Source organism: Flavobacterium cutihirudinis, assembly GCF_003385895.1.
GTDB classification, from domain to species: Bacteria; Bacteroidota; Bacteroidia; order Flavobacteriales; family Flavobacteriaceae; genus Flavobacterium; species Flavobacterium cutihirudinis.
The window spans coordinates 91,265-113,856 of sequence record NZ_QRDQ01000012.1 but is presented as its reverse complement, the minus strand read 5'-3'; the positions used below and the strand labels follow the sequence as shown (position 1 = coordinate 113,856).

Sequence of the window (22,592 nt, the reverse complement as noted above, 5' to 3'; positions counted from 1 at the left end):
TTATTTATTATCCGGAATAAAATCAAGAGCAATCGAGTTCATGCAATAGCGTTTTCCGGTTGGTTCCGGACCATCATCAAAAATATGTCCTAAATGTCCGCCGCAACGTCCGCACAGTGTTTCGATTCTTTCCATTCCGAGCGAATTATCATTTTTAAAGACAATGCTTTTTTTGTTTTCCTGCTCAAAAAAACTTGGCCAGCCACAACTGCTCGAAAATTTAGCAGTTGATCTAAAAAGCAAGTTGCCGCAAGAAGCACAATAATAGGTGCCTTTTTCATTACTGTTCCAATATTTTCCTGTAAAAGGGCGTTCAGTATCGGCTTCGCGCATTACGGCATAAACATCTGCAGGTAAAACCTTCTTCCATTCGGCATTACTCACATTTAGTTTATTGGTAGCTGTGTTTGAATAATATGGATTTCCTGGTTTACTGATTTTGTCTTCCATACTAACTGTTTTTGCAGGTTGTTTTTTTGTGCTTTGTCCGCAAGCTTGAAAAATGAAAAGCGGTATCAAAAAGCAAAGACTGAAAATTAGATTTTTAGATTTCATAAGTTCTTGGATGCATTGATCTGTATTTCAAAGATACGTCGAGATTTAGCTTCAAATTACAGCAAGTATTAGTATTGAGATTTTTTTAAGTGTGTTTTAACTTTTTATTAGTTACGTAAATTAAGACAATGTAGTTTTTATGTCTTAATTTTAACTGCTTTTAATTTTTAGCACAATTATAAAGTTGTAAATCAGGAAAATAGAAATTTTGTCTGGAGCCAAGCTTTTGACAATCTTAATTAGCATTTTTAAGCCATTTCTTTTTTCGTATTTTTGTTTGCTTAAGAAGCCTTATGACAGAAGAAAACGTAATACTAGTTAATCAAAACGATGAGCAAATTGGCTTAATGCCAAAATTAGAAGCACATGAAAAAGCGCTTTTGCATCGTGCTTTTTCGGTTTTTATTTTAAACAGTAAAAATGAAATCATGTTGCAGCAGCGAGCGCATCAAAAATACCATTCCCCCTTACTTTGGACGAATACATGTTGTAGTCATCAGCGCGAAGGGGAAACGAATGTACAAGCCGGAAGTCGAAGACTGTTTGAAGAAATGGGATTTAGAACCGAATTGAAAGAATTGTTCCATTTTATCTATAAAGCGCCTTTTGATAATGGTTTAACGGAACATGAGCTCGATCATGTAATGATTGGCTATTATAATGATGATCCGGCCATTAATCTGGAAGAAGTAGAAGCCTGGAAATGGATGAAAATTGAAGATGTTAAAACTGATATTGAGAGAAAACCTGAAATCTATACCGTTTGGTTCAAAATAATTTTTGATGAATTTTATCATTATTTAGAGGATCATAAGATATAAAACCATACAACCAAAAACCTAAATGAAAGTAACCATATCTAGAAAAGCACATTTTAATGCTGCACATCGACTGCACAGGAAGGATTGGACATTTGAAAAAAACGAGGCTGTTTTTGGAAAATGTAATAATCCTAATTTTCACGGTCATAATTATGGTTTAACAGTAAGTGTTACAGGAAAAATTGACCCCGAAACTGGTTTTGTTTTAGATGTGAAAGTATTAGCGGATATTATACGAGATGAAGTAGAAATACCGTTCGATCACAAAAATCTGAATCTGGATGTCCCGGAATTTCAGGATTTGAATCCAACAGCCGAGAATATTGCTGTTGTGATATGGAATAAAATTAGAAAAAGAATTCATACCGATTTTGATTTAGAAATCGTTCTGAATGAAACGGATCGCAATTTTGTAACTTATAAAGGAGAATAAAACAATGTCATTAAAAATAGGAGATATCGTTCCGAATTTTACTGCAAAAGACAATCATGGTGAAGTTTTCGAAAGCAAAAATGTTTTGGGTCGAAAACCATTAGTGATTTATTTTTATCCAAAAGATAATACACCTGGCTGTACCACAGAAGCCTGCAGTTTTAGAGACCAATATGAAGATTTTAAGGATTTAGGAGCTGAAGTTATTGGTATTAGCAGTGATAGTGTAAAGTCGCATCATAAATTTGCTAATAAGCATAATCTTCCGTTCATCCTGCTTTCAGATCAGGATAAAAGATTAAGACAGCTTTTTGGTGTTCGAAATAATTTGTTTGGTCTTTTACCGGGAAGAGTAACGTATATTATTGATAAAAATGGAGTTGTAATCTATATTTTTGATAGTATAAATGCAGCAAAACATATTTCAATAGCGCTCGAAACAATTAAAGAATTAGTATTATAAATTGAGAAAATAATAGTACAGCATTGCTGAATTATTAAAGATATTAGCTTAAAAAAGAATATGAAGTCAGAAAAATTATATCCACTAGAATTTGAACCAATCCTAAAAGAAAGAATTTGGGGTGGAGAAAAGTTAAAAACGGTTTTGAATAAACCGATTACTTCAAAAATTACTGGCGAAAGCTGGGAATTATCTACAGTTGAAGGTGATGTTAGTGTGGTTTCAAATGGTAATTTGAAAGGTAAGTCTCTAACAGAACTTATTGATGAAACTCCAAATGAAATTTTAGGTACAAAAGTTTATGAGCGTTTCGGGAAACAATTTCCGTTGCTTTTTAAATATTTAGATGCAAGGGAAGATCTTTCGATTCAGGTTCATCCAAATGATAAATTGGCAAAAGAACGTCACAATTCTTTTGGTAAAACAGAAATGTGGTATGTAATGCAAGCCGATTCTGATTCAAGAATTATTGTAGGGTTTAAAGAGAATTCAAGTAAAGAGGAATATTTGAAACATTTACAAGATAATACACTTGTTTCTATTCTGGATGATGTAAAAGCAAAACCCGGTGATGTTTTCTTTTTAGAAACAGGAACCGTTCATGCAATTGGTGCAGGTTTGGTTGTTGCTGAAATTCAACAGACTTCAGATATTACCTATCGTTTATATGATTTTGATCGTGTTGATGCACAAGGAAATAAAAGAGAACTGCATGTAGATTTGGCATTGGATGCGATTAATTATAATAAAGTAGATACACAGAAGAAATACGAATCAAAAGTAAATACATCAAATACTGTTGTTGACTGTCCTTATTTTACGACTAACTTTATTCCGTTAGAAAATAAAATAGAAGTTTCTAAATCAGGAGAGACATTTAGTGTTTATATGTGTATCGAAGGTAGTTTCGAAATAGAATTTGAAGGCTTTAAGCATACTTATATAAAAGGAGATACCGTTTTGGTTCCGGCTGCGATAAATGCATTTGTTTTGAGCGGAAAAGCTTCAATTTTAGAAATTTACATTTCATAGCACGTATTATAAAGATTATATGTATTTTTGCAGACGCAAATTAAAATTATAATAAAAATGGCAAACGTTAAAAATTTAAAGAAAGACATCAATTTCGTATTAGGTGATATTATTGAAGCGGTTTACTTGTTTGAGATGTCAACAACAGGAAATCCAACTCCAGAAACGAATGCTTTAGTTGATGAAGCTATCGCAGCTTTTGATACTTTGATCACAAAAGTGAACGCTAAGAACGTTGAAAACAAAAAAGCACACTTCAAACAAATCAATGTTGAATTGGAAGAAACTGCTAATCAATTGATTGCTAAAATCAACGAATTATAAGCAAAAAAAGTATAAAAAAAGGGCAAAATTATTTTGGTAAAACGAAAAACCGCTTTATATTTGCACCCGTAATGAGGCCGATGTAGCTCAGCTGGCTAGAGCAGCTGATTTGTAATCAGCAGGTCGTGGGTTCGAGTCCCTCTATCGGCTCAACAAAACCATCACAATGTGGTGGTTTTTTTATTAAAATAGAAAGTGTAAATTTATTTTGGAATATTAAAAAACAATTATATATTTGCACCCGGAAAAAGGCCGATGTAGCTCAGCTGGCTAGAGCAGCTGATTTGTAATCAGCAGGTCGTGGGTTCGAGTCCCTCTATCGGCTCCAAAAACCATCACAGAAATGTGGTGGTTTTTTTTTATGCCAAATTTTAAATTCCAATATTTAAAAAATTCCAAATTTCAAATTTCAGGTTTGTCCTTTTTTTACTCAGGTTGCATCAAAAGTGGGTAGGTTTTAGATTTACAGTTTTTAATTCTGTGATTGGAATTTGGAATTTAAATATTAGAATTTCCATTAACAATATTTTTACTATGTTTGTTTCTTAACCAAAAACCTCTAATAATGGAAGAAACTTCAGTGTTTGAAAAATTCGAGCTGCATCTCGATCAATCTGCAAAAGATTTTTTAAAGGAAACTGCAAAATGGGCGTACTTTTTATCCATTCTTGGATTTGTCGGTGTTGGACTTTTTGTTGTAATTGCAATTTTTGCCGGAACAATCTTTTCTGCTTTGGGTACAATGCCTGGAACTGGGGCTTTTGCAGGTTCTTTTGGAATTGTAATGGGCTTTATGTATTTTATATTGGCTGCGGTTTATTTCTTTCCTGTTTATTATTTATTTAAGTTTAGTTCAAATGCTAAAAAAGCGTTCAGAGAAAATGATTCTGAAGCGTTAACAACTTCTCTTGGTTATTTAAAATCGCATTATAAGTTTGTTGGAATTTTGATGATTTCAATGCTAGTGTTGTATGGTCTCTTTTTTGTGCTAGCAATGTTTGGAGCCATATTAGGGAGATAGTTTCTTTAGAGAAATAGAAATCTTAAAGTCTCAACAAGCATAAAAAAAACGTCCTGAAATTTTCAGGACGTTTTTATATTTATATCAAAAATTACTTTTGTTCGTCTTTCTTGATGTCGCTTACATACTTAGTAAGTTTTTTTCCGTAAAGCGATTGAGAAACTTTTGGGGTCATTGACTTTTGAATCGTATCTAAAAACTTCACGTTAATGTCGTAGATCTCAGCTAAAGCAATGTAAGGTGCTATTTCATAATCTCTGTGATTGATGGCGAAATTTGTTGCAAATAAGTATTTTCTTTTGGTATTAGAATCTTGTTTTGCGCTGATGCTGTCAATTGCTTTTTGATCTTTTCTTTTTAAAGCTTTGAATTTTGATTCCAGCATAGTTAGGTTTTCATCATTAAAGCGAGAATTTATTTTTTGGTATTCTTCGTATAATTCCTGATTTTTAGAACCGGTGATTTTTGCTCCGTAGATGAAATTATCTAAATTAGTTTCAATGTTGATGTTTCCTGGTTCAGCAAAAAATAGAATATTATTGTCTAATGAATTGGTTACACCACGATCAAGAAATAGATATAACATTTCAGGAGAATCTAACTTGATGTCGCGTTCAAATGTAGAATTTCCGTCTATTTTAATACTGTCAATAGCAACAAGTGATGTGTCAACAATTCGCTGAATATATAAAGTCCCATTTTTCAATCCTTTAATATTTCCTGTAATATGTAAGCCGTCAGTAGATTCTTTTTTGCTGCATGAAGCTAATAGTGCAAGTGCAACAAAAGCAATAATTGATTTTTTCATTGGTTTTTTAGATTTTGGTGCAAAATAAAGAAAATAGTTTGAATGTGGTGATAGGGAGTTAAATTTTAATTATAAAAAATAAATCCCAACTTATTTCTAAATTGGGATTTATGTATTTTTATAAAAATGAGACTTTTACATGCTTAAGCTGTACGTTACGCCACTCTCGTGTGTGTAGGTAAAATTGTTGTCGCAGTCGTTGTTTCCATAATCAATAACACCTTTTAAGAAACCGCCTTCCACTTTTAATTTCCCTTTAGAAATAAAAAGGCAAGAATATTTTTTTACCAAAGTTTCCTGAACAGTTAGCGTTAATGTTGCTCCTTTTTCTGTTGTTACGGTATGAGTTCCTTCTGTCATTTCGTATACATTATCTTCTAAAACAAATGGTGTGTCAACGCCTGCAGTTTGTTTTACAGTATGGCTTCCAGAATTTAAGTATACTCTTCCTTGTAGATCAGTAAATTTTCCGTTCGTTACGGTTCTGCTCCATTGTGGAACTGTTGCAACGGTAGTAGTGTTTGTATATTCAATAGTTCCTTCGAGTTTTATTCCGTTAATTGAATAATCGATTCGTTTGATGGTCAATTTGCTTCCCGTTGTCGTAATTGGTCCTGAAAGCGTAATTTCAAGCTTTCCTTTTCGTGTTAATTGATTGTCTGCACAACCTGCAGTTCCATAATCGACAGTGTATACTTTAGGATAACCTCCTTCAGAGACTGTGATTGTCGCACAAACTGCTGCAGCTGATTTTGCTGTTGGAGAACTTGTCGTTACAGCTAATCCAGTATTAATGTCCATTTGAGTAGCAGCGTCGATGGCAACTGATGCGCCCACAGCTGTTGTGTCTGCTTGGTTTGCTACATCACTATCATTGCTTGAGCAGGAAATGTAGGTTAGTGCTGTTAAGCACGAAATTGCGAATAAAAAAACAGTTTTTTTCATAGTAGTTTTTTGTTACAGTTAGATTTAAAGGTGATCAAATGTAGCAAAAAAATAAATCCATCAAAAAAAAAGACGTTAAAGGGCTTTTTTGTAGTCGAAAATCATTGAAAAATGATATAAAATCCTATGATTCTGCATTTTTACTTTTGTTTTTGTAAAAGAAATAACCAAGAACACCGGTAAGAATTGGAAGTAAAAAGTTGAAAATTAATCCAATATTTTTTAACTGTATAAGATATTCTTCTTTGGAATTAACTTGTTCAGATCTTGGAAGAATTACCAAAACAACGGTAATAAAAGTGAGGTAAAGAATTGAAGTTCCAATTGCGAGATAAAAATATATTTTATCGTTCAAATTTTCTTTGAATAACTTTTGATTAAAAAAAGTACTGCCCATAATTAATGCAAATATTGAGGCGAGATATTTTGCAAACCAAGTTATTACTTCTTTTGGAATTGGCTTAAAAATCCCGAATAAAACATGATATCCAACAAAAAGCACTAAGACCATTGTCCAGATAAACCATAATTTAATAAGCTGTTTTTGTGCGATAAAAAATGTCATTTATTGAGCTGTATTAGGTTGGAATTTGTTTTTAATCTGTTTTTCAAAATCGTAAGTAGGATCTTCCAGTATTTCAGGATCTCCCATTTGTCCTTCTTTTTTAATTTCGAATAACTTAACTATAACCGAATAATCCTCAGTCAGTATATTGTTCGTGTTGGATAGTAATTTATTTAACTCAGGAATAGCTTTCCAATTAGAATCTAATGCGTCAGTTTCGTATATTTTGCTAAATTCTTCTATATCAAATCCAGCTGGATTTTCGCCAAGAACTTTTTTGGTAATTAAGAATAAATAAAATCTGGAATATCCTTCTTCAACGCAAGAAAACTGAAACCAAGAACAATCTTTGTCTGGTTTGCATTGTTCTGTGTAGATCGCCTTGCCGTCTTTTGAAATGCATTCTTTTTGGGTGATTATAGCATAATTTCCTTTGCCGATGTCAAAATATTTATAATTCCCAGTTTCTCTTTTTAGTTTTTTTTCTAAAACTGTAACGAGTTGCGAATTGAGTTGTTTTAACGGAATTCCTTTTTTGAAGTAAGAAGTAAGGTAAACCGTTTTCGTTGGATTTAATTTTTGAAAATAAGTAACATAATTCGGTAGCGGATCCTTTGTCATAGAAACGGTACATCCGTTATCCGATTTCGGTCCTGGATAATCTGGGCAATTATCTTCTGAGTCAGGAACGCCGTCACCGTCTCTGTCTGAACAGCCTTTTGCGGATAGTTCTCCTTTCAATTCCGGGCAAGCGTCATATTTGTCCGTTACGCCATCGCCGTCAGAATCAACTAATCCATTTTGGTAAATGCTGTCTAACTGTTTTTTTAATGAGGTAACTTCTTGCTCTTTGGCTTTAAGTTCTTTTTTTGAAACACAAGAAAAAGAAAGTATGCACGAAATAATCAATACTATTGATTTCTTCATTTAGTTTGCTTTTATCTTGTAGATTAAGGTTTTGTTTTTTTGGAAATATAAAGTTAGAAAAAAAATCGGCAACAATTACAATGTATTGTTTTTCAGTAAATTGAATAAAAAAACCTGCAAATTTAAACTTGCAGGTTTTTAATTATAAAGGAAGATTTAAAATCTTATTTAATCATTTCGAAACTTCTTTTTACAAAAGCAGTTAAAGCTTCACCTTTTAAAAGGTTTTGAGATAATTTTGCTAAGTCTAAAGCTTGTTTTACCAAATGCTCTTGATGCGTTTTATCTTCAGTATTTAAAATGCTAGAAGCTAAATCAGAATTTGTATTTACAACCAGATTGTACATTTCTGGCATATTTCCCATTCCGAACATTCCGCCGCCGCCAGTTTGGCTCATTTCTTTCATTCTTCGCATAAATTCTGGTTGCGTAATTATGAAAGGTGCTGCTTGAGAATCCATAGCTTCTAGTTGTACACTGTATGCTTTTGGAATATAAGCTTCTAAAGATGTTTTTAAAGTTGCTTTTTCCTCATCAGATAATTTAGAAATTGTGTTTTCGTCTTTTTTGATCAAATTGTCAATGTGGTCAGAGTCTACACGTACAAAAGTTACATCTTGATTATCGTTTTCGATTTTTTGAATCAAATGCGAAATAATTGGAGAATCTAAAAGCAATACTTCGTAACCTTTTTCTTTTGCAGCTTCAATATAAGAGTGCTGTGCATCTTTGTTTCCAGCGTAAAGAACTACAAGTTTACCATCTTTATCAGTTTGGTTTTCTTTTAGTTTTTCTTTTAATTCTTCTAAAGTAAAATAAGTATCATCTACAGTTGGATACAATACAAACGCACCTGCTTTTTCGTAGAATTTATCTTCAGAAAGCATTCCGTATTCTAAAACGATTTTAATATCGTTCCATTTTGCTTCAAAATCAGCACGGTTTTCGATGAATAACGATTTCAGTTTATCAGCAACTTTACGTGTGATATAGTTTGAAATTTTCTTAACCGCACCGTCTGCCTGTAAACCAGAACGAGAAACGTTCAATGGAATATCTGGAGAATCGATAACTCCTTTTAACATCGTCAAGAATTCAGGAACAATTCCTTCTACATTATCAGTAACGTAAACCTGGTTTTGGTACAACTGAATTTTATCTTTCTGGATCTGCATGTCGCTTCCTAATTTCGGGAAATACAAAATACCAGTTAAGTTAAACGGATAATCTACATTTAAATGAATGTTGAACAACGGATCTTCAAACTGCATTGGATACAATTCTCTGTAGAAGTTTTTGTAATCTTCATCAGATAATTCAGAAGGTTGTTTTGTCCACGCTGGATTTGGGTTGTTGATGATGTTGTCAACTTCAATTGTTTCGTTTACGTAATTTTCTGGAGCGTTTTCCGGTTTTGGAAGCGTTTCTGTTCTTGTCCCAAATTTAATCGGAATAGGCATAAACTTATTGTATTTGCTCAATAAGCCACTGATTTTAGAATCTTCTAAAAATTCTAAAGAATCTTCAGCAATATGAAGAATGATTTCAGTTCCGCGTGAAGTTTTGTCAGCTGGTTCTAAAGTAAATTCAGGGCTTCCGTCACATGTCCAGTGCGCAGCTGGTTCGTCTTTGTATGATTTTGTGATGATTTCTACTTTTTCAGCAACCATAAATGCGGAGTAAAAACCAAGACCAAAGTGACCAATAATTCCAGAATCTTTTGCAGAATCTTTGTATTTGTCAAGGAATTCTTCAGCTCCCGAAAAAGCAACCTGGTTGATGTATTTTTCAACTTCATCAGCCGTCATACCTAAACCTTGGTCGATAATATGGATTTTTTTTCCTTCTTTATCAACTTTGATTTCGATAACCGGATTTCCATATTCAACTTTAGCTTCACCAATGCTGATTAAGTGTTTTAACTTTAAAGTAGCGTCTGTTCCGTTTGAAACCAGCTCACGCAAAAAGATTTCGTGATCGCTGTATAAGAACTTTTTGATTAAGGGAAAGATGTTTTCTACTGAAACATTAATTTTACCTGTTGTCATATTTTTTTAATTTTTGAGTTTAATGTGATGATTTTCATTTATTCAAATAGAATACCAATTGTTTTTTGGGTGACAAAATGTCGGAAGTGTTAATTTTGAAAGAAAATAAATAGATTTTGGAAGACAAAATATCTTAACGAATCGTATATTTGTGCTACAATAATTGTTAAAAAGCAAAATATTAATCCATAAAAAATTGTACAAATGAAGAAGAGTATTTTTATATGCTTGGTTGCCGTGATGTTTTTTGCGTGTAAATCGGCTTCGTCAACAACAGCTTCAACAGAAGCACAGTCTCCAACACTTTCTACGAAACTTGACAAAAAAACTCAGGTTGCATTTAAAGGAAATTGGGTATTAACCAATGTATCCTACCCGGGATCTGATTATATCAAAGTAAATTCATTTGATCTTGCAGATTCAAAATGTTTTATTGGTAGTACTTGGAATTTTATTTCAAATAATAATAAAGGATCAATGGCTTTAACAGCACCAAGTTGTACCGCTTTTAATTCACCAATTGTTTGGAGTATTAATGATCAAGGTATGTTTGTACTTAAAATTCTTGATGCAGGTGTAAAAGCAAAAAAAGTAAGAGATGGATACCTGCTTAAAGTTGGAAGTGTTTCTGAAAGTTCTTTTCAATTAATTGATAATATAAATGTTGGTGGACAAGTTAAAGATGTAGTTTACCAATTTCAAAGAGCTAACTAAAAAATCCAATTAATATAAAAATATATACAGATGAGAAAGATAAAAGTTTTAGGATTGAGTAGTTTACTTGTATTAAGTAGTTTTTTTGTAAGCTGTGAATCAGTTCAAAATGCAAACAATACACAAAAAGGTGCCGGAATTGGTGCGGTTGCCGGAGGTGTTATTGGTGGAATTTTAGGTAACAACTTAGGAAAAGGTGGTAATGCTGCTTTAGGAGCTGCTATTGGAGCTGCTGTTGGTGGTGGAACTGGTGCTCTTATTGGAAACAAAATGGATAAACAAGCTCGTGAAATCGATCAGGCGCTTCCAGGTGCAGATGTTGAAAGAGTAGGTGAAGGAATTCACTTGACACTTAACGAAAATGCTGTTCGTTTTGATACTAACAAATCGACTTTGACTGCTACAGCGAAAGCAAATTTAGATAAATTAGTTCCTGTATTTAATGATTATGGAGATACTAATATTGAAATTTTCGGTTATACTGATAACACTGGTAAACCAGAATATAACTTAACACTTTCAGGACAAAGAGCTGCTTCGGTACAAGCTTATTTAGTTTCAAAAGGATTAAAAGCAAGTCGTTTCAAAACTTCAGGTTTAGGAATTGCTGATCCAATTGCTACAAATGATACACCAGAAGGAAGAAGTCAAAACCGTCGTGTTGAATTTGCAATTACAGCAAACGACAAAATGGTAAATGACGCTAAAGCTGAAGCTGGAAAATAATTTCAGATACAATAAAAAAAATTAAAAGCTGTTTCTAATTGAAGCAGCTTTTTTTTTGACTTTAGAAATTAAACATTGTAAATTTGAACTCTCAAATAGAACACATGCTCGACATTCAAAATATTTCTTTTTCGTATACTGATAAACCCGTTATAAAAAACGTTTCTTTTTCTATTAATAAAGGCGAAAATATTGCCATTATTGGCGAAAGTGGATGCGGGAAAAGTACACTTCTAAAATTAATTTACGGCTTGTATGATCTGGATGAAGGGAAGATTTTTTATAACGAAAAACCCATCTTAGGGCCAAAGTTTAATTTGATTCCCGGAATGCCTTTTATGAAATATCTGGCACAGGATTTCGATTTGTCTCCGTATGAAACAGTGGCCGAAAATGTTGGGAAATTCTTATCGAACGGATTTGCAAATATGAAAAAACTGCGTGTTCAGGAATTATTGGAGATGGTCGAAATGGAACAATTCTCTAATGTAAAAGCAAAATTTTTAAGTGGAGGTCAACAACAAAGGGTTGCGCTTGTGCGTGTATTAGCTTTAGAGCCGGAAGTAATTTTGCTTGATGAACCTTTTAGCCAAATTGATGCTTTTAGAAAAAATGCTTTGCGCCGAAATTTATTTAGATATCTAAAACAAAAAGGTATTACTTGTATAATTGCTACACACGACAGCACCGATGCCTTATCATTCGCAGATGAAACAATCGTAATGAGAAGCGGGGAAGTTATTACAAAAGGAAATCCAACAAAAATTTACGAAGATCCACAAACCAAATATGTTGCTTCTTTATTTGGAGAAGTCAATGAGGTTGCAACACATTTGCTGCTTGATTACAATGACGAAACGCATAAAACATTAGTATATCCGCATCAGTTTAAAATGGTGGGCGAATCAAAACTTCCGGTAAAAATCAGACGAACTTATTTTAGAGGAAATCATTATCTGATTGAAACGGTCTACAAACGCCAATTAATCTTTTTTGAAAGTGAAATTGATTTGCCTTTGGAGCAAGAGATTTTCCTGGCATTAAATTATCTATAAAACTACAAACCCGACGATTGCAAAATTGTTGGGTTTTATTTTTTAATAAAAAATCTCAGGTAGAATAAAAGTTAAACAAAAGCTGAAAATGTATCTTGATTTTAGATCATATTTTTTATTCTTCTCATATATTTACTCCAAAAACTGTTTATTCAAAATAGAAATGGTTTTAAATGATCGTATTATTAAAGTATATTAAATTGCTAATAACGAAAAAAATAGTAATTTGGGTGCTTATGTTTTAAAGTATACGTAAATTTGCAATCCAATTTTTTAACAAATAATAAAAGAATATGTATCATTCAAAAATAGCGGGCTTAGGATATTATGTTCCTTCTAATGTTGTAACCAATGATGATTTGTCTAAGATTATGGACACCAATGATGAATGGATTCAGGAAAGAACAGGAATTCAGGAAAGAAGACATATTATTCGTGGTGAAGATACGACAACTTCAATGGGAGTTAAAGCAGCTAAAATTGCTATAGAACGTTCTGGTGTAGCCAAGGAAGATATTGACTTTGTAGTTTTTGCTACATTAAGTCCTGATTATTATTTTCCAGGTCCTGGAGTTTTAGTTCAGCGTGATTTAGGATTAAGAACCGTTGGGGCGTTAGATGTAAGAAACCAATGTTCAGGTTTTGTTTACGCTATTTCTGTTGCAGATCAATATATTAAAACCGGAATGTATAAAAACATTTTGGTAATCGGTTCAGAAGTTCATTCAACCGGATTGGATATGACAACTCGTGGTCGTGGTGTTTCAGTAATTTTTGGTGATGGAGCAGGAGCAGCGGTTTTAAGCCGTGAAGAAGATTTGACAAAAGGAATTTTGTCAACGCATTTACATTCAGAAGGACAGCATGCTGAAGAATTAGCATTGCAAGCACCAGGAATGGGAGCGCGTTGGGTAACTGATATTATTGCAGACAACGATCCAAATGACGAAAGTTATTATCCATACATGAACGGTCAGTTTGTATTTAAAAATGCTGTTGTTCGTTTTGCAGAAGTTATTAATGAAGGTTTGGAGGCAAACGGATTGCAGGTTTCAGATATTGATATGCTTATCCCGCATCAGGCAAACTTAAGGATTTCGCAATTCATTCAGAATAAGTTCAAATTATCTGATGATCAGGTGCACAATAATATTCAGAAGTACGGTAATACTACAGCAGCTTCTATTCCGATTGCATTGACAGAAGCTTGGGAACAAGGGAAAATTAAATCTGGAGATACAGTAGTTTTAGCAGCTTTTGGAAGTGGATTCACTTGGGCGAGTGCTATCATTAAATGGTAAATTAATTCATCTTGCATTATATTTAAAACCTGCTCTTTTTTAGAGCAGGTTTTTTTATAATTTAGTGGGATTAAATAATTGTTGTTTTTGACCTTGTGATTAAAACAACAGAGAATGAAAGAATAGAAAATCAAGTTTTACTTAAAATGAAAAAAAATCAACTAGAAATAGCATGTTTTAATTATGACTCGGCGATAATTGCACAGGAAAGTGGTGCCGATCGTATAGAATTATGTGATAATATGCATTTGGGCGGTACTACACCTAACTCGATTCTTGCAGTGAGAGTTCGTGAAAAATTGAACATCAAAATGCACGTCATTATTAGGCCCAGAGGTGGAGATTTTGTTTACACTGATGAAGAGTTTACGGAAATGAAACAAGATATTAAACAATTTAAAAAATTGGGTGTTGATGGTTTTGTTTTCGGAATTCTAAATGCTGATGGAAGTGTAAATAAAAGCCAAAATCAGGAATTAGTAAATTTATCCAGTCCGCTTTCTTGTACTTTTCACAGAGCTTTTGATGTAGTTGATTCTATTGAACAAGGACTTGAAGATGTGATTGATTGTGGATTTCAAACTATTCTAACTTCAGGGCGCGGAAAGAATGTCGAAGAAGGAATTTTTGATTTGATCGAGATTCAAAAGCTTGCTAAAGATCGTATTGAAATTATGCCGGGCGGTGGTTTACGATCCTCGAATATTAAATTATTACAGGAAAAGTTAACCCCAACTTTTTATCATTCATCTGCAATAACCGACTCAAGTGAAACAGCTAATGCGGAAGAAATCAAAGAATTGCGAAATTTTCTATAAACGACAACATAATAAAAAGCCTGGAGTTGGCATACTCCAGACTTTTCTTTTCTACAAGAACTATTAAAATCTACTAATAAAAGCGGAATTAAAACATCCCTCCACCACCTTTATTAGTGTTATCTTCTCTTTGCTTGCGCTGTAAATTTTTGATTTTTCCGCCACCAAAGTTATATGTTAAACCTAAATATACTGTTTGACTTTCCCATGTAAACTCTCCTGTTTGTGGGTAAGGATAAATTCCGTCAAAAGCATATCGCATTGTATTGAAAACGTCATTAAAACGTACACTGATATTCATCTTGTTGTCTAACAATGTATAACGTGTTCCAATGTCCATTTTGTACATTTCTTTTCTTTTTTGTTGAACTTCTTCAACCGGTCCTCTGTAAAAACCGAATAATAAAAAGCTTAAACGTTTTGTTGGTTTGAAGTTAGAGTTCATACGAGCATTAAATGCTGATGTTGTGACACTACGTTCAAATGCTAAATTTTTACCTGTTGTAGGATCAAGTTGGAAAACTACACCATGCTGATTTATGCTTGAAAAGTCAATCGATGGTTGAATATCCCACCATTTTGTAAGCTTATAATTTAACGAAACATCAAAACCATAAGAACTACTATTATCATAATTCGTGAAGCCTAAAATTTGTTTATATCCTGATTCATCATTTGGATCTGGACTTAAAGTTCTGCTAATTTGATCGTTAATTCTTCTTACGAAAACACCTGCGGTTATGCTTCCTTTTTCAAGAGTTTTAGTGTAATTTACTTCTACAGAGTTTGTAAACTGAGGTCTTAATTCAGGATTTCCGTATGACGTTACTAAAGGAGTTGAAAACTCACGAATAGGTTTTGTCTGTTCTAAACTTGGTCGATCAACACGACGGCTATAACTAAATTGTAAAACATTTTTTTCATTTAGGTTATAAGTTAAATAAGCTGATGGATATAGTGTGATATAATCATCATTAAATTTTTCCTGACCATAGTTTAAGTTTGCTATCACTTTGTAGCTCTCAAAACGAGTTCCTACTTGGTAGCTAAATTTTTTAAATTTTTGACCAAATGTTACGTAAGCTGAATAAATATCAGTGTCGTAAGTATAGTTAGAAATTCTTTCATCAATAGGCACCAATGGATTACCTGTGTTGTAATCATTGTTTGTTCTTGTTATTCTTGCTTCGGCACCAGCTTCAAGAGTAGTTTTTTCGTTTAATGGGTTTACGTAATCAACATTTATGGTGCTTAATTTTCTTCGGTCACCAATTTGATCATTATAAACAATAGAATTTGCTGAGTTATCTGGTTTTGTTGTTTTTGTATCGAAAGCAGCATTTTGTCCCACTTTTGTATCGCTGTAATTCCCTTCAAAATCTAAAGTATGTCCTTCTTTGTCAAAAATATGTTTGTAAGCTAAATTATAAGTTCCTGTTTTACTTGGTCCTTTGTAATTTGAATGTTGGTAAATGTTTAAAACATCCGGATCGCCATTGTAATAATTAATATCAGTGTTTACAATTCCGTTTCCGGTCGATTTGTTTTGATTGGTATAAAAAGACAAAGTGTTTTTGTCATCAATCAAATAATCCATTCCTAGTTTGTACAAGTAATTATCATTTTCGTTCGAAATGTCTAATTTTTGTCTTACATCCTGATCAAGTCTAAAGATTTGTCCATCATTGTAATAAGTACCAAAGTTTTGACCAGCATTTCCAAAGAAATTTACTTTTCCGGTTTTATAATTCAAGTCTAATGACTGATTGTATTTTGCAGTTTCTCCAAAAGTAATACCACCACTGTAGGTTCCGTTGAAACCAGTATTTGCATTTTTGTGCAAAACAATATTTATAATTCCCGACATTCCTTCAGGATTGTATTTAGCACTTGGATTCGTAATCAACTCAATTTTTTTGATTGAAGTCGATGGAATCTGTTTTAATAATTGCGCAGGATCGATGTTCGAAGGTCTTCCGTCAATTAATACACGAACATTGTCATTTCCGCGAAGCGAAAGTTTTCCGTCCTGATCTACATTTACAGATGGAATATTGCTCATAATATCAGAAGCAGAAGCTCCTGCGGTAGTTAAATCTTTTCCAACGGTAATTACTTTTCGGTCTATTTTTTGTTCGATTGTAGAACGTTCCGCAACAATATTTACACCTTTTAATTGTGTTGCTTCTTCTTCAAGAGAAATATTGATGGTAGCCGTTTTTTTGTTTTCGCTTAAAATTAAAGAACCAATATATTTTCTAAATCCGATATACTGAATTTCGATTGTATAATTTTTTAAGGCTAAGTTTTTTATTGTAAAATCACCATTGTCGTCAGTGTTTACACCAGAAATAACTTTGCCATTGTCTTTGATTGACACCGTAGCATAAGAAATTGGTGCGTTGTTTGATTTTTCAGTAATTTTTCCGGAGACCGTTCCGTTGTTTTGGGCTTGTGCTGTTGCAATAATGCTTAATAATGCAAACAGAAAAAATTTTAGTTTCATAATAATTAAGTGATTATTTGATTTGATTGATGATGATTTGTTTTCTTGTTTTTGTTTAGTTTTTTTTCGCTCCAAATGAATTCGAAGTTCCTATTAAGACTCTTTTGGTATGGTTATGTTACAGAATAAAATTATTTTTTTTTAAGTGTAAATGAAGATTGCCTGTTTTATAGGAGATTAGCGTTTTAATTTTTTGATAATTTTAACATTCAAAAGAAAATGATTTTTAAGAAATTCTTAGTGGTTTGTGTGATTTTATATGTTTATCGTTTTCTCTAATTGATGAATAAGCAGTATCTTTGCTCACTTTAAAATAAGTTTACATGTCATTATCACAAATTCTTACACCTTCTATACAAAAAGCAATACAGGCATTATTTGATGTTTCCGTTGATAAAATTGAATTTCAAACAACTAGAAAAGAGTTTGAAGGCGATATTACAATGGTTATTTTTCCTCTGTTGAAAGTAATCAAAAGCAATCCTGCCGAATTAGGAAATAAAATTGGAAATTATCTGGTTGAAAATGTTTCTGAAGTGGCGCGCTTTAATGTTGTATCAGGTTTCTTGAATATTGTAATATCAGATAGTTATTATCTGAATTTCTTCAATGAAATTAAAGACAATACAAAGTTTGGATATGTAACTCCAAATCCGGAAGAGAAAGCAATTATGGTCGAATATTCTTCGCCAAATACAAATAAGCCTTTACACTTAGGCCACGTTCGAAACAATTTGTTAGGATATTCTGTTGCAGAAATTATTAAAGCTTCTGGTAAAAAAGTATATAAAACTCAAATTATCAACGATCGTGGAATTCATATCTGTAAGTCAATGTTGGCTTGGGAAAAATTCGGAAACGGAGAAACTCCGGAAAGTTCAAATTTAAAAGGAGATAAATTAGTTGGTAAATATTATGTAGAATTTGATAAAGCTTATAAAGCTGAAATCAACCAATTAATCGAAACTGGAAAAACCGAAGAAGAAGCAAAGAAACAAGCTCCAATAATTATTGAAGCGCAAGAAATGCTTAAAAAGTGGGAAGCTGGCGACGAGAAAGTTATTGAACTTTGGAAAATGATGAACCAATGGGTTTATGACGGGTTTGCGACGACTTATAATAATCTAGGAGTTAATTTTGATAAATATTATTACGAAAGCAATACTTATTTATTAGGTAAAGATGTTGTCCAGGTAGGTTTAGATAAAGGTGTTTTCGAAAAAGATCCTGACGGTTCAGTTTGGATTGATTTGACTGATGAAGGACTTGATCGTAAAATTGTTTTACGTTCAGATGGAACTGCGGTTTACATGACGCAGGATATTGGAACAGCAATTCAGCGTGTAAAAGATATGCCGGATGTTGGCGGAATGGTTTACACTGTTGGAAATGAACAGGATTATCATTTTAAAGTTTTGTTCTTAATCTTGAAAAAATTAGGTTTTGATTGGGCTTCAAGTCTATATCACTTATCATACGGAATGGTTGATTTGCCTTCAGGAAAAATGAAAAGCCGTGAAGGAACTGTAGTAGATGCAGATGATTTGATGCAGGATATGACTGATACAGCAAAACAAATTTCGGAAGATTTAGGAAAATTGGACAGCTATTCTGCTGAAGAAAAAGCAAAATTGTATAAGACGATTGGTCTTGGTGCATTGAAATATTACATTTTAAAAGTAGATCCTAAAAAACGAATTTTGTTTAACCCGGAAGAATCTGTTGATTTTGCTGGAAATACAGGCCCTTTTATTCAATATACTTATGCCAGAATTCAGTCGATAATCCGTAAAGCCGATTTTGATTTTTCTGCTAAAACAAATATCGAAGAACTTCACGAAAAAGAAAAAGAGCTGGTAAAACAAATCGAACTTTTCCCGGAAGTAATTCAAAATGCTGCACAAAATCATAGCCCGGCGTTGATTGCAAATTATACTTATGATTTAGTAAAAGAATATAATTCGTTTTATCAATCAGTTCACATTTTAGGAGAAGTTGATTTAACTAAAAAGATTTTTAGAGTACAGCTTTCTCAAAAGGTTGCTGAGGTAATTAAATCTGCCTTAACATTAATGGGAATTGAAGTTCCTGAGAGAATGTAAAAGTTAAATTAAAGATATTTTGAAGCCGATAGTTGTATAACTATCGGCTTTTTTTTGATTTTAGTTTAAAATGTTGTTTTTGTAAGAAAAAACCAATATTTCTGATTTCTAGTAAGTTATATTTTATTTTTTTCTGGTTTGACATTTTGTAGTATAAAACTTTATTTTATTAACGTTAAAAGACTTATAATTCTTGTTAAAATTATCTTAGTTTGATAGATTTGCGCCAAATAATCAAAAAAGATAAATAAATAATGAAACAAAAAATTGTAAGAATTGTGTTGCTGTTTTTGGTAACAGGAATACAATTGATTTTTGCACAGGAAAAGAAAGTTTCAGGAATTGTATCAGATGCTTCTGGACCAATTCCGGGAGCGAATGTTATGGTTAAAGGAACAAATAATGGTGTACAATCTGATTTTGATGGTAAGTACACTATTAAAGCAAAAACCGGAGACGTTTTAATTTTTTCTTACGTTGGTTTGAAAGACAACGCTGTAACGGTTGGCTCGGCATCAACCATTAATGTGAAGCTGCAAGAAGATGGAAAAGAATTAGATGAGGTTGTTGTTGTCGCATATGGTACAGCTAAAAAAACTTCGTACACGGGTTCAGCAACTCAAATTAAATCAGAACAACTTGAAAATAGACCTTTGACAAATGCGCTTTCTGTTTTAGAAGGTTCAACATCTGGGGTTCAAATCCAGAGTTCGGCTGGTCAGCCTGGTGCTGCTCCCGAAGTAAGAATTCGTGGGTTTAGTTCAATCAACGGATCAAACGCACCATTATATATTGTAGATGGAGTTCCGTATGCAGGTGATATCAGTAATTTAAATTCAAGTGATATTGAAAGTTTAAGTGTTTTAAAAGATGCTTCTTCTACCTCTCTTTATGGTTCAAAAGCAGCAAATGGTGTAATCATTATTACAACAAAATCTGGAAAGTCTCAAAAAGATAAGTTTTCATTAAACTTAAGCACAGGGATGACTTCACGTTCAATTAAAGATTACTCGAGAGTAAATGCACTTGATTATTATCCTTTAGAATGGGAAGCAATTCGCAACAGTCGTCCAATGGGCAATCAGGCGCAAATTGATGCAGCAAATGCTTATGCATCTGGAAGAGTTCCTGTTGTATTGGTTACAAATCCATTTAATGTTCCAAATGGCAGTATCGTAGGTACAGACGGAAAATTGAATCCTGATGCAAAATTATTGTATCCGCAAGATCTAGATTGGGCTAAACAATTAGAAAGAGCCGGAGTTAGAAAAAATGTAGATTTTTCATATCAAGGAAAATCTGAAAAATCGAATTATTTTGCTTCTTTAGGATATTTAGATGAAGAGGGATATATTCAAAAATCTGGTTTCCAAAGAACAACTGGTAGATTAAATTTAAATACAAGTTTAAAAGAGTGGTTTAAAACAGGTGTTAATATGTCTGGAACTCTAACCAGTTCTCAATTAGGTACTGATGGAGTAGAAAACACAAGTTCATTCAAAAATCCATTTAGAACCATCAGAACAATGGGCCCAATTTATCCTGTTTTTGATCATACTCCAAATGGAGACTATGTACTAGATGCTAATGGTGATCGCGTGTACTCAACTGTACGCGGATCAGGAGCTTCTAATGGACGAAATGTTGTTTATGAAACATTAAATGATACTGATGTAGTAAAAGGATTGGCTCTTTCGGCAAGGACTTTCTTCGAAATTTCTTTTACTAAAGATTTGAAATTTACGACTAATGCTTCTATTGATAAAACATATTCAAACAGAACGTATTCTTATAATACTGAAATTGGAGATGGAGCACCAACTGGTTTAATGGGGAAAGATGATAAGATCCTAACTGGAATTACTTACAATCAGTTATTGAATTACTCGAAAAAAATAGGAGATCATTCTTTTAATGCCTTATTGGGACACGAAAGTTTTGATTACGAAAAAAACTGGACAAGCAGCAGTAAAACGGGGCAGGTTGCTCCAGATATTATTGAATATGTTAATTACGCAACAACTACTGGTTTAACTTCTTACACTAGAAATTATGCAACAGAGTCTTATTTTTCTAGAGTTGGGTATGACTACATGAATAAATATATTTTTTCTGCGTCATTAAGAAGAGACGGATCTTCAAAGTTTGCTGAAAACAACCGTTGGGGGAATTTCTGGTCTTTAGGTGGTGCTTGGGTACTTTCAAAAGAGAATTTTCTTAAGAATCAGTCTTGGATTGATGATTTAAAATTAAGAGTATCGATAGGACAAGTTGGAAATGATTCACATACAATCAGTGACACTAACGATTCTGGTACAAAAATCAATGGTTTAAATTATTATGTAAGTCAGCCGACTTATAGTTTAGGCTATGATAACGGAAGTGAAGGCGGAATTGTTACATATGCTGCCGCTGCACCAAATTTAAAATGGGAGGTTAATACTCAAAAAGATCTTGGTTTAGAATTTAGTTTCTTTAAAAACAGATTAAAAGGAAGTGTTGAATATTATAACAGAAATACGGATGGACTTATCTTTTCAGTTCCAAATCCATTGTCTTCTGGTTTAGATTACAGAGTTGAAAATATTGGTTCGATGGTTAACAAAGGATTTGAAGTCGCTTTAGACGGTGTAATTCTTAAAACAAAAGACTTTTCTTGGAGCTTGAATGTAAACGCATCAACCATCAATAATAAAATTACAAAACTTCCTCAAGGAGAAATTATTACTGATACGGGATTCAAAAAACTTTCGGTAGGACATTCTATCTATGATTATTGGTTGAGAGACTGGTATGGAGTTGATTCTTCAGATGGATATGCTCTATATGTAACAGATCCAAAATTTGTAAACGCTACAGATGGGACTATTAGAGTTGTAAATGGTGTTAACGTAACGACTGATCAAAACAAAGCTTTGTACCATTATGCTGGTTCGGCAATTCCTGATTTGTTTGGAAGTTTTGGAAATACATTTAAATACAAAGCGCTTCAATTAAATGTTGTATGTTCTTATCAAATTGGTGGTCAAATGTACGATACCAACTATGCGGTTTTAATGCATACTGGTAATAACTACGGATCAGCATTAAGTACTGATATTTTTAGAAGATGGCAAAAACCTGGAGATATTACAGATGTACCAAGATTGGATGTTACTAGAAATACTCAATCATCAGCAGCTTCTGATAGATGGCTAATAGGTTCTGATTATTTATCATTGAGACAAATCAATTTATCTTATAAAATGCCTTCGGAATTTATTTCAAAATTCGAAATTGACAATGCTTCGATTTATGTAAATGGCGAGAATCTAATGTTGTTTACAAGACGTCAAGGAATGGATCCTACTCAAACTTTTGATGGAACAACTCAAAATAGATATATACCATCTCGAGTAATATCATTAGGACTGAATTTAAATTTTTAA

General features: G+C 32.9%; 20 protein-coding genes and 2 tRNA genes. 15 read left to right on the top strand and 7 right to left on the bottom strand.

The window, feature by feature from the left end; genetic code table 11:
- Entirely contained in the window at window positions 1-555 is a 555-nt protein-coding gene (gene msrB / locus BD847_RS18635) for a peptide-methionine (R)-S-oxide reductase MsrB (RefSeq protein ID WP_115889775.1), read from the bottom strand.
- A gap of 293 nt (window positions 556-848) precedes the next feature.
- On the opposite strand from msrB, the gene idi reads away from it, so the two are divergent.
- The 8 genes from idi (at window position 849) to BD847_RS18595 (ending at window position 4,649) form a co-directional block, all read left to right on the top strand.
- Complete coding sequence (idi, locus tag BD847_RS18630) at window positions 849-1,376, top strand: isopentenyl-diphosphate Delta-isomerase (RefSeq protein WP_115889774.1); 528 nt, start codon at window positions 849-851, stop codon at window positions 1,374-1,376.
- A 22-nt stretch (window positions 1,377-1,398) separates the two neighbouring features.
- Window positions 1,399-1,809 (top strand): 6-carboxytetrahydropterin synthase, encoded by a 411-nt coding sequence (locus tag BD847_RS18625; protein WP_115889773.1) that lies wholly within the window; start codon window positions 1,399-1,401, stop codon window positions 1,807-1,809.
- A 4-nt stretch (window positions 1,810-1,813) separates the two neighbouring features.
- On the top strand, window positions 1,814-2,272 hold the full coding sequence (locus BD847_RS18620; protein ID WP_115889772.1) for a peroxiredoxin: 459 nt from the start codon (window positions 1,814-1,816) through the stop codon (window positions 2,270-2,272).
- A gap of 60 nt (window positions 2,273-2,332) precedes the next feature.
- Window positions 2,333-3,304 carry a type I phosphomannose isomerase catalytic subunit gene (locus BD847_RS18615; RefSeq protein ID WP_115889771.1) on the top strand — a complete coding sequence of 324 codons (972 nt, stop codon included), beginning with the start codon at window positions 2,333-2,335 and terminating at the stop codon, window positions 3,302-3,304.
- Between the two features lie 57 nt (window positions 3,305-3,361).
- On the top strand, window positions 3,362-3,628 hold the full coding sequence (locus tag BD847_RS18610) for a hypothetical protein (RefSeq protein WP_115889770.1): 267 nt from the start codon (window positions 3,362-3,364) through the stop codon (window positions 3,626-3,628).
- Between the two features lie 76 nt (window positions 3,629-3,704).
- Window positions 3,705-3,778, top strand: a tRNA-Thr gene (locus BD847_RS18605).
- A gap of 101 nt (window positions 3,779-3,879) precedes the next feature.
- Window positions 3,880-3,956: transfer RNA gene (locus tag BD847_RS18600), tRNA-Thr, on the top strand.
- 237 nt (window positions 3,957-4,193) lie between these two features.
- Window positions 4,194-4,649 (top strand): hypothetical protein, encoded by a 456-nt coding sequence (locus BD847_RS18595; RefSeq protein ID WP_115889769.1) that lies wholly within the window; start codon window positions 4,194-4,196, stop codon window positions 4,647-4,649.
- Between the two features lie 91 nt (window positions 4,650-4,740).
- Here BD847_RS18595 and BD847_RS18590 read toward each other — a convergent pair whose 3' ends face one another.
- The 5 genes from BD847_RS18590 to htpG form a co-directional block, all read right to left on the bottom strand.
- On the bottom strand, window positions 4,741-5,457 hold the full coding sequence (locus BD847_RS18590) for a DUF4369 domain-containing protein (RefSeq protein ID WP_115889768.1): 717 nt from the start codon (window positions 5,455-5,457) through the stop codon (window positions 4,741-4,743).
- Window positions 5,458-5,592: 135 nt separating this feature from the next.
- A complete protein-coding gene (locus BD847_RS18585; RefSeq protein WP_115889767.1) occupies window positions 5,593-6,402 on the bottom strand; it encodes a hypothetical protein in 810 nt (269 codons plus the stop codon).
- A 124-nt stretch (window positions 6,403-6,526) separates the two neighbouring features.
- Window positions 6,527-6,967, bottom strand: a complete 441-nt coding sequence (locus BD847_RS18580; RefSeq protein WP_115889766.1) for a hypothetical protein — start codon at window positions 6,965-6,967, stop codon at window positions 6,527-6,529.
- A complete protein-coding gene (locus BD847_RS18575) occupies window positions 6,968-7,894 on the bottom strand; it encodes a thrombospondin type 3 repeat-containing protein (RefSeq protein ID WP_115889765.1) in 927 nt (308 codons plus the stop codon).
- Between the two features lie 164 nt (window positions 7,895-8,058).
- The gene (gene htpG / locus BD847_RS18570; RefSeq protein ID WP_115889764.1) at window positions 8,059-9,942 is read right to left on the bottom strand and encodes a molecular chaperone HtpG; all 1,884 of its coding nucleotides are present in this window, start codon (window positions 9,940-9,942) and stop codon (window positions 8,059-8,061) included.
- Window positions 9,943-10,146: 204 nt separating this feature from the next.
- Here htpG and BD847_RS18565 point away from each other — a divergent pair, with 204 nt between their 5' ends.
- The 5 genes from BD847_RS18565 to BD847_RS18545 all read left to right on the top strand — a co-directional run bounded on the left by BD847_RS18565 (window position 10,147) and on the right by BD847_RS18545 (window position 14,556).
- Complete coding sequence (locus BD847_RS18565) at window positions 10,147-10,656, top strand: lipocalin family protein (RefSeq protein WP_115889763.1); 510 nt, start codon at window positions 10,147-10,149, stop codon at window positions 10,654-10,656.
- Between the two features lie 30 nt (window positions 10,657-10,686).
- Entirely contained in the window at window positions 10,687-11,382 is a 696-nt protein-coding gene (locus BD847_RS18560; protein WP_115889762.1) for an OmpA family protein, read from the top strand.
- A 104-nt stretch (window positions 11,383-11,486) separates the two neighbouring features.
- Window positions 11,487-12,437 carry an ABC transporter ATP-binding protein gene (locus tag BD847_RS18555; RefSeq protein ID WP_115889761.1) on the top strand — a complete coding sequence of 317 codons (951 nt, stop codon included), beginning with the start codon at window positions 11,487-11,489 and terminating at the stop codon, window positions 12,435-12,437.
- 293 nt (window positions 12,438-12,730) lie between these two features.
- A complete protein-coding gene (locus tag BD847_RS18550; RefSeq protein WP_115889760.1) occupies window positions 12,731-13,738 on the top strand; it encodes a 3-oxoacyl-ACP synthase III family protein in 1,008 nt (335 codons plus the stop codon).
- Window positions 13,739-13,884: 146 nt separating this feature from the next.
- Window positions 13,885-14,556: a copper homeostasis protein CutC gene (locus tag BD847_RS18545; protein ID WP_115889939.1), complete on the top strand. Its 672-nt coding sequence runs from the start codon at window positions 13,885-13,887 to the stop codon at window positions 14,554-14,556.
- A gap of 88 nt (window positions 14,557-14,644) precedes the next feature.
- Here BD847_RS18545 and BD847_RS18540 read toward each other — a convergent pair whose 3' ends face one another.
- Window positions 14,645-17,062 (bottom strand): TonB-dependent receptor domain-containing protein, encoded by a 2,418-nt coding sequence (locus BD847_RS18540; RefSeq protein WP_115889938.1) that lies wholly within the window; start codon window positions 17,060-17,062, stop codon window positions 14,645-14,647.
- A gap of 323 nt (window positions 17,063-17,385) precedes the next feature.
- On the opposite strand from BD847_RS18540, the gene argS reads away from it, so the two are divergent.
- Both argS and BD847_RS18530 read left to right on the top strand, forming a co-directional pair.
- On the top strand, window positions 17,386-19,164 hold the full coding sequence (gene argS / locus BD847_RS18535) for an arginine--tRNA ligase (protein WP_115889759.1): 1,779 nt from the start codon (window positions 17,386-17,388) through the stop codon (window positions 19,162-19,164).
- 254 nt (window positions 19,165-19,418) lie between these two features.
- The gene (locus BD847_RS18530) at window positions 19,419-22,592 is read left to right on the top strand and encodes a SusC/RagA family TonB-linked outer membrane protein (protein ID WP_115889758.1); all 3,174 of its coding nucleotides are present in this window, start codon (window positions 19,419-19,421) and stop codon (window positions 22,590-22,592) included.

Coding starts and splice junctions, on each gene's coding strand:
- BD847_RS18615 (WP_115889771.1), top strand. CDS start 2,333: ATGAAGTCAGAAAAATTATATCCACTAGAATTTGAACCAATCCTAAAA.
- BD847_RS18545 (WP_115889939.1), top strand. CDS start 13,885: ATGAAAAAAAATCAACTAGAAATAGCATGTTTTAATTATGACTCGGCG.
- argS (WP_115889759.1), top strand. CDS start 17,386: ATGTCATTATCACAAATTCTTACACCTTCTATACAAAAAGCAATACAG.
- BD847_RS18560 (WP_115889762.1), top strand. CDS start 10,687: ATGAGAAAGATAAAAGTTTTAGGATTGAGTAGTTTACTTGTATTAAGT.
- msrB (WP_115889775.1), bottom strand. CDS start 555: ATGAAATCTAAAAATCTAATTTTCAGTCTTTGCTTTTTGATACCGCTT.
- BD847_RS18565 (WP_115889763.1), top strand. CDS start 10,147: ATGAAGAAGAGTATTTTTATATGCTTGGTTGCCGTGATGTTTTTTGCG.
- htpG (WP_115889764.1), bottom strand. CDS start 9,942: ATGACAACAGGTAAAATTAATGTTTCAGTAGAAAACATCTTTCCCTTA.
- BD847_RS18540 (WP_115889938.1), bottom strand. CDS start 17,062: ATGAAACTAAAATTTTTTCTGTTTGCATTATTAAGCATTATTGCAACA.
- BD847_RS18620 (WP_115889772.1), top strand. CDS start 1,814: ATGTCATTAAAAATAGGAGATATCGTTCCGAATTTTACTGCAAAAGAC.
- idi (WP_115889774.1), top strand. CDS start 849: ATGACAGAAGAAAACGTAATACTAGTTAATCAAAACGATGAGCAAATT.
- BD847_RS18590 (WP_115889768.1), bottom strand. CDS start 5,457: ATGAAAAAATCAATTATTGCTTTTGTTGCACTTGCACTATTAGCTTCA.
- BD847_RS18595 (WP_115889769.1), top strand. CDS start 4,194: ATGGAAGAAACTTCAGTGTTTGAAAAATTCGAGCTGCATCTCGATCAA.
- BD847_RS18610 (WP_115889770.1), top strand. CDS start 3,362: ATGGCAAACGTTAAAAATTTAAAGAAAGACATCAATTTCGTATTAGGT.
- BD847_RS18550 (WP_115889760.1), top strand. CDS start 12,731: ATGTATCATTCAAAAATAGCGGGCTTAGGATATTATGTTCCTTCTAAT.
- BD847_RS18575 (WP_115889765.1), bottom strand. CDS start 7,894: ATGAAGAAATCAATAGTATTGATTATTTCGTGCATACTTTCTTTTTCT.
- BD847_RS18555 (WP_115889761.1), top strand. CDS start 11,487: ATGCTCGACATTCAAAATATTTCTTTTTCGTATACTGATAAACCCGTT.
- BD847_RS18530 (WP_115889758.1), top strand. CDS start 19,419: ATGAAACAAAAAATTGTAAGAATTGTGTTGCTGTTTTTGGTAACAGGA.
- BD847_RS18585 (WP_115889767.1), bottom strand. CDS start 6,402: ATGAAAAAAACTGTTTTTTTATTCGCAATTTCGTGCTTAACAGCACTA.
- BD847_RS18580 (WP_115889766.1), bottom strand. CDS start 6,967: ATGACATTTTTTATCGCACAAAAACAGCTTATTAAATTATGGTTTATC.
- BD847_RS18625 (WP_115889773.1), top strand. CDS start 1,399: ATGAAAGTAACCATATCTAGAAAAGCACATTTTAATGCTGCACATCGA.